At 60.3% G+C, this 13,413-nt stretch carries 13 protein-coding genes and 1 tRNA gene; 3 read left to right on the top strand and 11 right to left on the bottom strand.

The window, feature by feature from the left end:
• The first annotated feature begins 1 nt into the window (after window position 1).
• The 3 genes from yihA (at window position 2) to ACGKZZ_RS04765 (ending at window position 2,201) form a co-directional block, all read left to right on the top strand.
• Entirely contained in the window at window positions 2-652 is a 651-nt protein-coding gene (gene yihA, locus ACGKZZ_RS04775) for a ribosome biogenesis GTP-binding protein YihA/YsxC (RefSeq protein ID WP_411222722.1), read from the top strand.
• Between the two features lie 90 nt (window positions 653-742).
• Window positions 743-1,612, top strand: a complete 870-nt coding sequence (gene argB, locus ACGKZZ_RS04770; RefSeq protein WP_411222721.1) for an acetylglutamate kinase — start codon at window positions 743-745, stop codon at window positions 1,610-1,612.
• 79 nt (window positions 1,613-1,691) lie between these two features.
• Window positions 1,692-2,201, top strand: coding sequence for a SixA phosphatase family protein (locus ACGKZZ_RS04765; protein WP_411222331.1), 510 nt, complete (start codon window positions 1,692-1,694; stop codon window positions 2,199-2,201).
• 16 nt (window positions 2,202-2,217) lie between these two features.
• On the opposite strand, the gene ACGKZZ_RS04760 is transcribed toward ACGKZZ_RS04765, so the two are convergent.
• From ACGKZZ_RS04760 to glpX, 11 genes are all read right to left on the bottom strand, one after another.
• Window positions 2,218-2,985, bottom strand: coding sequence for an amino acid ABC transporter ATP-binding protein (locus ACGKZZ_RS04760; protein ID WP_411222330.1), 768 nt, complete (start codon window positions 2,983-2,985; stop codon window positions 2,218-2,220).
• A 12-nt stretch (window positions 2,986-2,997) separates the two neighbouring features.
• The gene (locus tag ACGKZZ_RS04755) at window positions 2,998-4,293 is read right to left on the bottom strand and encodes an amino acid ABC transporter permease (RefSeq protein WP_411222329.1); all 1,296 of its coding nucleotides are present in this window, start codon (window positions 4,291-4,293) and stop codon (window positions 2,998-3,000) included.
• A gap of 27 nt (window positions 4,294-4,320) precedes the next feature.
• Window positions 4,321-5,535, bottom strand: coding sequence for an amino acid ABC transporter permease (locus ACGKZZ_RS04750; RefSeq protein ID WP_411222328.1), 1,215 nt, complete (start codon window positions 5,533-5,535; stop codon window positions 4,321-4,323).
• Between the two features lie 127 nt (window positions 5,536-5,662).
• Window positions 5,663-6,682, bottom strand: coding sequence for an amino acid ABC transporter substrate-binding protein (locus tag ACGKZZ_RS04745; RefSeq protein WP_411222327.1), 1,020 nt, complete (start codon window positions 6,680-6,682; stop codon window positions 5,663-5,665).
• 179 nt (window positions 6,683-6,861) lie between these two features.
• Window positions 6,862-7,584 carry an ATP12 family chaperone protein gene (locus ACGKZZ_RS04740; protein WP_411222326.1) on the bottom strand — a complete coding sequence of 241 codons (723 nt, stop codon included), beginning with the start codon at window positions 7,582-7,584 and terminating at the stop codon, window positions 6,862-6,864.
• Window positions 7,581-8,624 carry an RluA family pseudouridine synthase gene (locus tag ACGKZZ_RS04735; protein WP_411222324.1) on the bottom strand — a complete coding sequence of 348 codons (1,044 nt, stop codon included), beginning with the start codon at window positions 8,622-8,624 and terminating at the stop codon, window positions 7,581-7,583. The genes ACGKZZ_RS04740 and ACGKZZ_RS04735 overlap by 4 nt, the downstream gene beginning before the upstream one ends.
• Window positions 8,621-9,001, bottom strand: coding sequence for a fluoride efflux transporter CrcB (gene crcB, locus ACGKZZ_RS04730; RefSeq protein ID WP_411222323.1), 381 nt, complete (start codon window positions 8,999-9,001; stop codon window positions 8,621-8,623). The genes ACGKZZ_RS04735 and crcB overlap by 4 nt, the downstream gene beginning before the upstream one ends.
• Window positions 9,002-9,032: 31 nt before the next feature.
• Window positions 9,033-10,337: a replication-associated recombination protein A gene (locus ACGKZZ_RS04725; protein WP_411222321.1), complete on the bottom strand. Its 1,305-nt coding sequence runs from the start codon at window positions 10,335-10,337 to the stop codon at window positions 9,033-9,035.
• 52 nt (window positions 10,338-10,389) lie between these two features.
• Window positions 10,390-10,464: transfer RNA gene (locus tag ACGKZZ_RS04720), tRNA-Glu, on the bottom strand.
• A 142-nt stretch (window positions 10,465-10,606) separates the two neighbouring features.
• Window positions 10,607-12,355 carry a single-stranded-DNA-specific exonuclease RecJ gene (gene recJ / locus ACGKZZ_RS04715; protein ID WP_411222320.1) on the bottom strand — a complete coding sequence of 583 codons (1,749 nt, stop codon included), beginning with the start codon at window positions 12,353-12,355 and terminating at the stop codon, window positions 10,607-10,609.
• Between the two features lie 7 nt (window positions 12,356-12,362).
• Window positions 12,363-13,331, bottom strand: coding sequence for a class II fructose-bisphosphatase (glpX, locus tag ACGKZZ_RS04710; protein ID WP_411222319.1), 969 nt, complete (start codon window positions 13,329-13,331; stop codon window positions 12,363-12,365).
• Window positions 13,332-13,413 lie beyond the last annotated feature (82 nt).

Here is a 13,413-nt window from a genome sequence, read left to right as displayed (position 1 = left end):
AATGCGCCTGCCCTTCCCCTTGGCCGAAGAGCCCGACGATGCAATGCGCGAACAGGGCCGCAAGCTATTCGCCGGAGAGGTCGATTTCCTCAAAGGGGTGGTCGCGATGTCCGGGCTGCCGGCTGATGATCGGATCGAAGTTTGCTTTGCCGGTCGCTCGAACGTTGGAAAATCGTCGCTTATCAACGCGATCACCGGACGCAAGGCACTGGCGCGGGCGTCCAATACGCCGGGCCGGACGCAAGAGATCAACTTTTTCACACTCGGGGACGAGCGTTACCTCGTTGACCTGCCCGGCTATGGATATGCCAACGCGCCGGTTGACGTGGTTGAAAAATGGCAGGCGCTGCTCAAACAATATCTGTCAGGGCGGGCCAGTCTGCGGCGTGCCTTTGTGTTGGTTGACAGCCGGCACGGCATAAAAGCGGTTGATGAAGACATCATGACACTGCTTGATAAAAGTGCGGTGACCTTTCAGGTCGTCCTGACCAAGGCGGACAAGATCAAACCAGCGCAATATGACAGCCTGCTTGCGCAGGTGCGCGACAAGCTTTCCAAACATCCGGCCGCCTATCCCGAACTGGTGCTGACGAGCAGCGAAAAAGGTGACGGGATCGCCACCTTGCGCAGCATCATCGCCGGTCTCGTCTGACGGGAATTTTGCAAAACGGCTTGCCTCGCTCACCCTGGTGTCGCACACATGGCAACGGTCAGACCGCGCTCTGGCGAGGAAGCAGCACAGATGAAATCCCGAGATATGAACCAAGACTGGATCGCCACCGCCCGCACATTGTCCGAAGCGTTGCCCTATATGCAGCGGTATGCAGGGGCGGTTGTGGTGGTCAAATTCGGCGGCAACGCGATGGGCGACGATGTGGCGATGGCGGAATTCGCGCGCGATATCGTGTTGATGCGGCAGGTCGGGATCAACCCGGTTGTCGTGCATGGCGGCGGCCCGATGATCAACGAGATGCTGGCGCGTCTTGGCATCCAGTCCGAGTTCGTGCGGGGCAAACGTGTGACCGACAAGGCAACGGTTCAGGTCGTCGAGATGGTGCTGACCGGGCTTGTGAACAAGCGCATCGTGCAAGCGATTATGGATGAGGGCGGGCGGGCCGTTGGCCTGTCGGGCAAAGACGATGATTTGATGGTGTGCGAGGTCGATGATCCCGAATTGGGGTTCGTCGGCAATCCGGTCGAGATGAATCCCCAGGTGCTGCGCGATCTGTTTGACGCGGGGATCATTCCCGTCGTCGCCCCGGTGGGGACCGGGACGCAACCGAACGAGACATTCAATGTCAACGGAGACACCGCTGCGGGTGCCATTGCAGGCGCGCTCAAGGCGGATCGTCTGTTGCTGCTTACGGATGTGAGCGGCGTCAAGGACAATTCCGGCAAAGTTGTAACCGCCATGACGCCGGCGGATGTCACCGCGATGATTGCTGACGGCACGATCGCCGGTGGCATGATCCCCAAAACCGAAACCGCTCTCAAGGCAATCGCCGATGGGGTGCGCGCGGTCGTTATCCTTGATGGTCGGGTGTCGAACGCATGCCTGCTTGAGCTGTTTACGGAACACGGCGCAGGATCGCTGATCCGCCCGTCGCGGTGACATGCGCGCGGCGATCGAAATTTTCATCCAAGTGTCTTTTCGCTAACGCAAGACGCTCACAATCCGGGGTGGACCTGCCGTGAAACGTTTGATCCTCATGCGTCACGCCAAATCAGACTGGTCTGGCACTGGTGATGATCACGCAAGGACGCTCAATCCGCGCGGCATCAAGAGCGCCCGAGTGATGGGTGCCTGGCTGGAGGATCAAGGCTGGGGACCGGACGAGGTCTTGTGCTCGACCGCAACCCGAACCCGTCAGACACTCGATCTGCTCTCATTGCCCGACTGCCCGGCCCGCTTTGAACGCGCGCTGTATCTGGCCGAGGCGGAAGAGATGATCGCGGTTCTGAAAACGGCCGAACTGGAGACCGTGCTGGTGCTCGGGCACAATCACGGCATTGCGGAGTGTGCGCATCGTCTTGTGAAGAGCCGGCCCGATCATCCGCGCTTTGCCGCATACCCCACATGCGCGACCACGTTGATGACGTTTGACATCGAGTGCTGGTCCGCACTGGTTTCTGGCACCGGATCCTGTGCAGGATTCGCGGTGCCACGCGACATCATGGATGAGGGCGTGCCGGGCGCGTGACACCCGGCACTTTGGGTCAATGCCCGAGAATCTGGCTCAGGAAAAGCTTGGTCCGCTCGTTCTGCGGATTGTTGAAGAACGCCTCGGGTTCGTTCTGCTCGACGATCTGGCCGGCATCCATAAAGATCACGCGGTGCGCGACCTGACGGGCAAATCCCATTTCATGCGTGACGCAAAGCATGGTCATCCCGTCCTCGGCAAGGCTGACCATCGTGTCGAGAACTTCCTTGATCATCTCGGGATCAAGCGCCGAGGTCGGCTCGTCAAACAGCATGATGCGCGGCTTCATGCACAGCGACCGCGCGATTGCGACGCGCTGCTGCTGGCCGCCCGACAGCTGGCCGGGGTATTTGTCGGCCTGTTCCGGAATCTTGACCTTTTCCAGGAAGTGCATCGCCGTTTCTTCGGCCTCGCGCTTGGGGATCTTGCGGACCCAAATTGGCGCGAGGGTGCAGTTCTCCAGAATGGTCAGATGCGGGAACAGGTTGAAGTGCTGGAACACCATGCCGACTTCGGAACGGATTTTGTCGATGTTCTTGACGTCCGAGGACAGCAGAGTGCCATCAACGGTGATCGAGCCTTGCTGGTGTTCCTCAAGCGCATTGATGCACCGGATCAGCGTCGATTTCCCCGACCCGGACGGCCCCGCGATGACGATCCGTTCGCCGCGAAACACCGTCAGGTCGATGTCGCGCAAGACGTGAAACGACCCGTACCACTTGTTCATGTTCTGGATTTGGATCGCCACCTCGTCCGAGACGGCGTGTTGTGCAGTTTCAGCCATAATCAGGCCTCCTTAACGGTGATCGGTGGCGAGCTGACGCTCCAACCACTGCGAATATTTCGAGATGCTGAAGCAGACGACAAAGAACAACAGGACGGCGAAGCCCCACAGTTCCCAATAGACGCCGTTCCATTCCGTCGAGGCGAGGATCGGCCCGCGGATCATGCCGACAAGATCGAACATCGAGATCACGGACACCAGAGTGGTGTCCTTGAACAGCCCCACGGCCACGTTGACGATTCCAGGAATCGAAATCTTCAACGCTTGCGGCATGATGATCAAACGGGTCGCCTGCGCGTAATCAAGGCCAAGGCTGTCGGCCGCTTCGTATTGACCGCGCGGCAGGGCCGCAAGACCACCGCGGATCACCTCGGCGATGTAGGCAGATGCGAACATGGTGATCATGATGATGACCCGCAGGATCAGATCAAAGGCGGTGCCCGGAGGCAGAAAATACGCCAGAACCACGTTCGCCACGAACAGCAGCGTAATGAGCGGCACGCCACGAATGAACTCGATGAAGAGAATGCAGATCCACTTGATGATCGGCATCGACGATTGCCGACCCAGCGCCAGCAAGATGCCGATCGGAAGCGAAAGCGACACGCAGACTGTTCCGAGGATCAGGTTCAACATGAAACCGCCGAGATCGCGCGATGGCACAGCCTCGAGCGCCAGAAACCCCGGCATGGACGAAGCGAGCAATCCGCCAATCCACCAAACCACGACAGTTGCCAAAACGCCTGCCAGCATCCCCATTGCGAAGCTTTGGTACTCGAACCGCTTGAACGCGAAGTAACCGGCGATGAATCCGATCAAGGCGATGATGGGCGTCAGGATCGTTCCACCCCAGATCAGCCAGAACGCCACAAACGGGTAGAGAAGCGTCAAGACAAGAAGCTTGCGCGGTGCTTTGGGATAAAGAACCGGCGCGAGCGATACGACCAGGAGGACAAACGCCAATGTCGGGCGCCAATAGCCATCGGGCGGATATTTGAACCCGAACAACAACTGGTTCCAGCGCTCGGTCAGCACCGAAAAACACGCGCCCGTCTCGCCCTGAAGCATGTCGCGACATTCGGCCAGCGAACTGGTGCTCCAGATGCCATTGGCAAACCAGGGCCACGCCCCGGTGACGATCTGGTAGATGAAGAAAAGTGAAACAAGGGTCAGGACCGTATTGAACCAGCCCGAAAACAGGTTCTCTCGCATCCACTTGACGACGCCGGTTTCCGAGGTCGGTGGCGCCTGTTCCGGCAACATCGTATCGCGGACATAGGCGACAGTTTGTGCATGTGTGTCACTCATGATGTGCGCTCCTTTGGACGGCCCATATCAGCGCTCCCTCAGTTTCACGGCGTTGTTGTACACGTTCATGATCGCCGAAATTCCCAGCGAGATGAGCAAGTAGAACAGCATCAGCAACAAGACGCTTTCAATCGCGCGACCGGTCTGATTGAGCGTGATACCTCCCAGCGTTCCCGTAAGGTCCATATAGCCGACCGCGATCGCGAGAGAGCTGTTTTTGGTGAGGTTGAGATATTGCGAGATCAACGGCGGAATGATGACCCGGAGCGCTTGCGGTAGAACCACGAGGTTCATGATCCGTCTGGGCCGCAAACCCAATGACGCCGCCGCTTCGGTTTGCCCTTTGCTGACGGCCAGAATACCTGCACGGACGTTCTCGGCAATGAACGCGGCGGTGTAGATCGACAGCGCAAACCACAAAGAGATCAGAGAGTTGCGCATGAATATTCCGCCCTGAAAGTTGAACCCGCGCAGCGCGGGATATTCCAGAGCGATGGGTTGACCCATGATGAAGAATGCAATTGTCACAGGCACAAAGAACAGTGCCAGTGACGGCCACAGAACCGGGAGCAGTTTGCCCTGTTCATACAGCATCTTGGTCGTGTAGCGCCGATACGCGAAGATACCTATGAGGGACGCCACGAACACCGCTATGACAACGCTGGACCCGGCCCCGAAAATAGGTTTGGGCGAGTAGAAACCGCGACCGGTAAACGCGAACATGTCCCAAACCATCGACGCGTCTGCATCGTCGCCTCGGAAGTCGCGGGGTTGCGGCAACACGGCGACGAAAATCGCCATGATGATGAGAATCCAGATCAGCACGGGCACGTTGCGGAAGATTTCGACATAGACCGACATCAACTGCCGCACGAGCCAGTTGTTGCTGAGGCGCAGAACACCGACCGCGACGCCGATGATCGTCGCCATGATGCAGCCAAGGAACGCGACCAGAAGCGTGTTGAGAACACCGACCATCGACGCGCGCCAGTGTGAGGATTGGCTGGTATAGGAAATTAATGTTTGGTTGATATCGTATCCCGCCGGTTCGCCCAGGAACTCGTACGAGATGTTCAATCCGGCTGTTCTCAGGTTTTCAACAAGGTTCGAACCGAGATAGGCCATCGCCAGAATGAGCAAGACAAGCGCGACGAATTGGAACGTGTAGGACCGGTATCGCTTGTCGTTGATCAGCATGGACAACGTAAAAGACCGCGATTGCGGGTCTGAAAGCGTGGACATGTTTTTATCCCTGTTTTTCCGGAAATTCCGACTGGCGGTTTGCCCGCTCTGGTGTCGTGCCCGGTTTATAGTTCCTTTCGGGAAAAAAGGGCGCGGTGTCCTCCGCGCCCTTTTTCGATTTCAGATCTTAACGGAAGGGCGGCGAATACATCAGGCCACCGTCGGTCCACTGTGCGTTGAGACCACGCGCCAGACCGATCGGGGTGTTCTCACCGATGTTCTTCTCAAACACCTCACCGTAGTTGCCGCTGACCATGATTGCGCGCTTGGCCCAATCTGCATCAAGGCCAAGCATCTCGCCCAGCGACCCTTCGGTGCCAAGAAGACGGTTGATTTCCGGGCTATTGCCGGGTGCTGCCGAAAGCTCCGCAACATTCGCCGACGTCACGCCGTACTCTTCCGCCGCGATCAGCGCGTTGAGCGTCCAGCGCGCGATGTCGCCCCAGTCGTTGTCGCCGTGGCGCACAAGCGGGCCAAGCGGCTCTTTCGAGATGATCTCGGGCAGAACAACGTGATCACCGGGATTTTCGAACGCCGCGCGTGTGGCGGCAAGGCCCGACGCGTCCGTCGTATAAACGTCGCATGCACCCTCAAGATAGAGCGGCTGTGCTTCGCCATTGGTTTCGATCGGCACCGGCTCGTAGCTGATGTTGTTCTTGCGGAAATAATCGGCAAGGTTCAGTTCGGTCGTCGTGCCGGTCTGGATGCAAACGGTCGCGCCGTCCAGTTCCTTGGCCGAAGACACGCCCAGTTCCTTGGGGACCATGAAGCCCTGACCATCATAATAGTTCACACCGACAAAATCGAACTTCAGGTCGACATCGCGTGAGAACGTCCAGGTTGTGTTGCGCGCCAGCAGATCAATCTCGCCCGAGGCCAGCGCGGTAAACCGCGTCTTGCCGGTAAGCGGAACGAACTCGACCGCCGTCGGATCGCCCAGCACGGCGGCAGCGACGGCGCGGCAGTAATCCACATCGAAGCCTTCCCACTCGCCGTTGGCGTTCGGCGCAGCGAAACCAACCAAGCCCGTGGTGACGCCACAGTTCAACTTGCCGCGCGCCTTCACATCGTCCAGCGTGGCCGCAGATGCGACCCCAGCCGAAGCGCCAGCGACAGCCATCGCGCCAAGAATTGCAATCTTTTTCATGTTTACCTCTTCCTGTTTATCCGCGCCTTAGAGCGCGTTTTGGTATGAGCGATTTCATGCCCATTCTAAGACAGCACAAAGTTCCCTGCTGTCAATGACCGTGATTTTGGAAGCATTCAGACGATGAGGTCAAGCAGAATAGCCCTTTTTTTATTTAGACTCGCCCGGCTTCCCATACGTCAAGGCGTCGATTGCTCGTTAATCAAGCGCATAAACGCATCAGCGTGAAAAAACGCGGCTTTTTTGATTTCGGCCATTTCGCGCGCTTCTTCATCGGCGCCCCACTGTTCTTCCTGCCAAATCTCGTCAAGGCGCGATATCGCCCAGAGGTCTTGAACCGGACGCTCGCCACGCTTTACGGCAAACCCGATAACAAGTGACCCGCTCAAAGACACCAAATCGTGAAACGCCGCCAACTCGAAGGCCGACATCTCGTGGACACGCGACCGCAGGTTTGCCAACGATCTTGGATCCTGCGGACGATGAATCACCCCAATTCGAGGCTCCAGCGGCGCGTTGAGGTTTTGCGCCGCCCAGTCAAGCAGCGGATCCCAATGCTCCGCCTGACGCGCGACCAGTTCATCGGGCGCATCAGCGCGGTAGCACAACAGATCGCTGTCACCATATTCGGCCAGCATATCGGCCACGTCCGCGTGCTGCACCATCACCTTGTCGATCGCCGAATTAGCAGTGCGGGTAAAGGGCATCGACATCGGATTAATCGCGCCGTCCTGCGCGTCGAACTCCGCCGCAATCCGGTCTGCCAGCGCTTTGCTCGGAACGTCTAACATCGCCTTCGCCGGCGTGCGCACGGGACGACCGTCCAGCAAGATACCGAACCCGCTGTCGGTTGCGGTGGTCGCAGTCTCCTTCCAGAACCTCTTGGGTGCCCAGTCACTCATTCCATGTCCTCGAAGGGATCTGCCGGCACGTCGCGCACATCCCATTGCACAAAATCCCATGTCCGCTGCATATGTTCCGGCAAAGGTGCCGTGATGGTGAGTCGCGCGCCCGTGACCGGATGGGTCAGCGAGATCGAGCGTGCATGTAAATGCAGCTTGCGGCTCATCGCTCCGCCCAGCATCGCGCCCCATCCATCGCCAAGGTTCTCCTGGCCGGACCCGCCGTATTTGCCGTCCCCGATGATCGGATGCCCCAACTCGGCCATATGTGCGCGCAACTGGTGCGTGCGACCGGTGACGGGCACCATCGCGACCCAGGCCGCGCGCTTGGCAAGCGATGTCAGCACCGCGTAATCCGTTGTCGCGTGTTTCGCGCCTTCGGTCTTGGCCACCTTATCCGGATGCAGGCAGCGCATCTTCTCGTTCTCACCGCCAGCACCATGACCCGGCGCCTTGACCAGCCCGAACTTGATCGTTCCCATCTGCGGAAACGGCACCCCGGCGACGGCGCCCCAGTAAATCTTGCGCGTCTCGCGTGCCCGAAACGCCTCTGTCAGAGCACCGGCGATCTTGCGGGTGCGCGCCAACAACAGCACCCCGGATGTATCCTTGTCGAGCCGGTGCACCAGTCGCGGCTTTTCGTCAAAACCGAATGTCAGCGCCTCGGACAGCCCGTCGACATGGCGCGTCTGCTTGCTGCCGCCTTGGGTCGGCAAACCCGGCGGTTTGTTCAACGCGATGATGTGCTCATCCCGGTAAAGCACCAGCGATTTCATCATCTCGGCGTCTTTGTCCGACACCGCAGGTTTGGGCGCGGACGCGACCTCTCCCGGCTCCGGCAGCGGCGGGATGCGCACCTCCTGCCCTGTCGCCAACCGCGCATTGGCCTTGACGCGTCCTCCGTCGACGCGCAATTCACCCTTGCGGCACATCTTCTCGATCCGACCTTGCGCAAGATGCGGAAACAACCGCTTGAGCCAGCGGTCGATGCGCTGATCGGCGTCCCCCGGTCCGATGGTGATGGTCTGAACTCGGCTCATGCAAATACACTCCTTGCGGCCATCAGGCCGATTGCCAATGCGCCGACCGACAGACCCACTGACAGCCCGATATACACCATCGCCAATCCCACATTGCCACGTTCGATCAACGTCATGGTCTCCAGCGAAAACGCCGAAAACGTGGTGAACCCGCCCAGCACTCCGGTCATTATGAAAGGCGACAGGTTGTTGAACCCGCGCTGTGCCGCAGCTACGACGAAAACACCCATCAAGAACGATCCGACCACATTCACCGTCAGGGTCGCCAGAGGCAAATCGCCCTGTGCGAAAGCGCGCAAAACTCCGACCCCGGTTGCGAACCGAAGGCTTGCGCCAATTGCGCCACCAAGGGCCACTAGAAACAGGGACGTCATCATGCGCGGTCTGTCGCGCGCGCGGGCGGCAGAGTCAAGTTTGCCGCTTTGCCCGCAGCCGCGCGAAATACTCCAGCCGTTTCTTGAGATCGCGCTCGAACCCACGCTCCACCGGCGTGTAGAATTCCGTGCGGCCCATGTCTTCAGGGAAATAATCCTGGCCCGAGAACCCATCCTCGGCGTCATGGTCATAGGCATAACCCGCGCCGTAGCCTTCGTCCTTCATCAGCTTGGTTGGGGCGTTGAGTATGTGTTTCGGCGGCATCAGCGAACCAGTTTTTTTGGCTGCCCGCCGCGCTGCCTTGTAAGCCGCGTATACGCCGTTGGATTTCGGCGCGAGCGCGATGTAAACAAGCGCCTGCGCGATCGCCAGTTCACCCTCGGGGCTGCCCAGCCGCTCGAAGGTCTCCCATCCCTGAAGGCAAACCGCCTGCGCCTGCGGATCGGCCAAGCCGATATCCTCGACCGCCATGCGGGTGATCCGCCGGGCGAGATACCGAGGGTCTTCGCCGGCATCCAGCATCCGAGCAAACCAGTAAAGCGCGGCGTCCGGATCGGAGCCGCGCACCGATTTGTGCAGCGCCGAGATCAGGTTGAAATGCGCGTCGCCCGACTTGTCATACTGGGCCGCGCGCTTCATCAGCCGCTGGCCGAGCGCGGCGCTGTCCAGCTTGCCCTCGACCTTCCACGCCATCACCTGCTCGATCAGGTTGAGCAATGCGCGCCCGTCGCCATCAGCCATTTCCAACAGGTTTTCCCGCGCCGCGCCGTCCAGCGGCAGCGTCCGACCGAGTTCCACCTCGGCCCGCTGCGCCAGGCGTTCCAGGTCGGCGAGTCCCAATCGCTCCAGCACGAGAACCTGCGCCCGGCTCAGCAACGCCGCGTTCAACTCGAATGACGGGTTCTCTGTGGTCGCCCCCACGAGAAGGATCGTGCCATCCTCCATGTGCGGCAGGAAACCGTCCTGTTGCGCCTTGTTGAACCGGTGAATTTCATCGACGAACAGCAACGTGCCCTGCCCGTTCTTGCGCCGGTGCTTGGCCGCTTCGAACACCTTGCGCAACTCGGGTACACCGGAAAAGATCGCACTGATCTGGATGAAATGAAGGTTCGTTTCATCGGCCAACAGCCGCGCGATGGTCGTCTTGCCGACACCCGGCGGCCCCCAGAAGATCACCGACCCGAGGCTTCCCGATTCGAGCATTGCGCTCAAAGGCGCATCCGGCCCGATCACCTGCGCCTGTCCGATCACCTCAGACAACTTGCGCGGCCTCAGCCTGTCCGCCAAGGGACGCGGCGCAGTATCCGGCGTTTCGCCCATATCAAACAGATCACTCACCCGCGCGATATGTCGGGCGGCAGTCCGGTTTGCAAGTGATGTTGGGGAAAAGTGGCAGCCCGTAGGGGAATCGAACCCCTCTTTCCAGGTTGAAAACCTGGCGTCCTAACCGATAGACGAACGGGCCACTGGTGTAGCGTGCGGTGTATCTAGGCAAAGGCGCGCAGCCTTGCAAGCAGAAATTCATGTTGATGCGTGGTTTTTTGAATTGGCCGCCACAGGAGCTAAATTACCAAAATATTTACGCTCAATCAAAGCCTTAGAAGCGATTACCCGCTGGCAGGTGCCGCATCTTCGAGCCGCAATTGCACGGAGCGCCGGCCGCCCCACTCGTTGATCTCCAATCGGCCCGCCAGATGGAATCGCGCGCCGCCGTGGTGTTCGAGCGCGGCTCCAAGGTCTCCGTCGAAAGCGCCGAAGCAGATTGCGTCGATCCGGGCACCCATGCCATCGCCGAAACTTATCTTGAGATGCGAACTGCCGACTCGTTTGGCGAACGTGATCCGAACGTCGGGAAATACAAATCTCGGCGCGGCGGCGCCTGCTCCGAACGGACCTGCTGCCTCAAGCTGTTCGATCAGCTCCGGCGTCGCGGCGCCGGGCATCAAGGGGCCGTCGAGGCGCAGATCCGACGCGCCCAACCGATCGGCCCCCTGCTTGGCAAGCAGCTCCGCCAACCGGGCCATCGCCGGTTCCAATTGGTCGCGCGAGAGTGACAGGCCTGCGGCCATCTTGTGCCCGCCGCCTTTGAGCAAGAGACCGTCCGCCGCAAGCCGCTGGATTGCGGCACCAAGGTCGATGCCGGTGACCGAACGGCCCGATCCCTTGCCGTCCTCGCCGTCAAACCCGATGACGATGGAGGGCCGGTTCGACAATTCCTTGAGCCGAGACGCCACGATGCCGACAACGCCCGGATGCCACCCCTCTCCGGCGGCCCAGACCAATGGTGCATCCAGCCCACGCGCCTCGGCCTGCTCCAACGCCTGCGCGCGCACGGATTCCTCGATCTCGCGCCGCTCCGAATTGAGAGCATCGAGCCGGTCGGCCATCGCCTTTGCCTCATGCACATCGGTGGTCGATAAAAGCCGTGCGCCCAGATCGGCCTTGCCAATCCGCCCGCCCGCATTGACACGAGGGCCAAGAACAAAACCAAGATGGTAGCATTTGGGAGCCGTGTCGAGCCGCCCGACATCGCAAAGCGCAACCAGGCCCGGTCGCGCCCGCCCGGCCATGATTTTCAAGCCCTGCCGCACCAGCGCCCGGTTGACGCCGCGCAAGGGTGCAACGTCAGCCACCGTAGCAAGCGCCACCAGATCGAGCAGCGGCATCAGGTCTGGCCCGGTTTTTCCGGCCTCGCGCATCTGCCGTCCCGCTTCGACAAGTGCCAGAAACACCACACCGGCGGCGCAAAGATGGCCCAGCGCACCGTCTTCATCCTGCCGGTTTGGGTTCACCACCGCATAGGCATCCGGCAGGGTTTCGCCGCCCAGGTGATGATCAAGCACAACGACATCCGCGCCTTGCGCCGCCGCGATCGGATCGTGCGACAGGGTTCCGCAATCCACGCAGATGACAAGATCATGGTCTTTGGCAAGCGCCTGCATCGCGGGGACGTTCGGGCCGTAGCCTTCGTCGATCCGGTCGGGAACGTAGAGCGTTGCGCGCCGGTCAAGCTGGCGCAGCCAGTCGATCAGCAACGCGGCAGACGCGCCGCCATCCACGTCATAATCCGCGAAAATCGCGATCCGCTCTCGGTTTCTGACGGCATGCACCAAGCGCTCTGCGGCGCGCTGCATATCGCGCAAGCCGCGCGGATCAGGCAGCAACGCGCGCAACGTGGGTTCGAGATAGCTGGGCGCGTCATCAGACGAGACGCCGAGGCGCGCCAATGTCTGACAGAGGGCGAGCGGCAAACCGGTGTCTTGCGCCAGAGCTTCGGACTGGCGCGTCACCTCTGCCGTGGGCCCGATCCATTTGCGTCCGGTCAGGGACCGGTCAACACCCAGATAGCCCGTCACGAAACCCTCACGCGTGGCGCGGATTGCGGTAGGTCATACGCCGGACAGACCCGGTTTTGGACCGCATCAGCAGCGTTTCGGTGGTGTAAAACCCGACCTCGCGCTTGATACCGGGCAGCAGCGATCCACTCGTGACGCCGGTAGCGGCGAAGATGACATCCTGCGTGACCATTTCGTCACGGTTGTAAATCTTGTCCAGATCGGTGATCCCGGCCTTGGCCGCACGGCCTTTCTCATCGTCGTCGCGAAACAGCAGGCGGCCGAAAATCTGCCCGCCCATGCATTTCAACGCGGCCGCCGCCAGCACACCTTCGGGTGCGCCACCCGTTCCCATATACATGTCGATCCCGGTTTGCGCCGGTTCGGCGCAGTGCATCACGCCGGCCACATCGCCATCCGTGATCAACCGGATCGACGCGCCCGTCGAGCGAATCTCGGCGATCATGTCTTCATGGCGGGGGCGTTCGAGCACGCAGACCGTAATATCGCGCGGACGGCAATCCTTGGCCTTCGCAAGCGCCTCGACCCGCTCTTTCGGGGTCATGTCGAGCGTCACGACGTTCTCGGCAAAGCCCGGCCCGATCGCCAGCTTGTCCATATACACGTCCGGCGCGTGCAGCATGGAGCCGCGCGGCCCCATCGCAATCACGGTCAGCGCGTTGGGCATGTCCTTGGCCGTCAGCGTCGTGCCTTCGAGCGGATCAAGCGCGATATCGACGCCGGGACCGTTGCCGTTGCCCACTTCCTCACCGATGAACAGCATCGGCGCTTCATCCCGTTCGCCCTCACCGATCACCACCACACCCTTGATATCAAGCAGGTTGAGCTGTTCTCGCATGGCGTTGACGGCCGCCTGATCGGCGGCTTTCTCGTCACCGCGCCCGATTAGATCGACAGTCGCAATCGCGGCTTGCTCGGCCACGCGCGCCAGACCGAGGGACAGCATGCGGTCATTGAAATCGGAGCGAGTGGGCATAAAATTCTCCAGACGGGATTTTGTTGAACTGTATCCGTGTTAAGCGCGGCGGTATTGGCTGACAAGCGTGATTGCGCTATCG

Source organism: Marivita sp. S2033 (assembly GCF_046592965.1).
In the GTDB taxonomy this organism is placed as follows: Bacteria; Pseudomonadota; Alphaproteobacteria; order Rhodobacterales; family Rhodobacteraceae; genus Marivita.
This window is presented reverse-complemented; position numbering and strand designations above follow the sequence as displayed.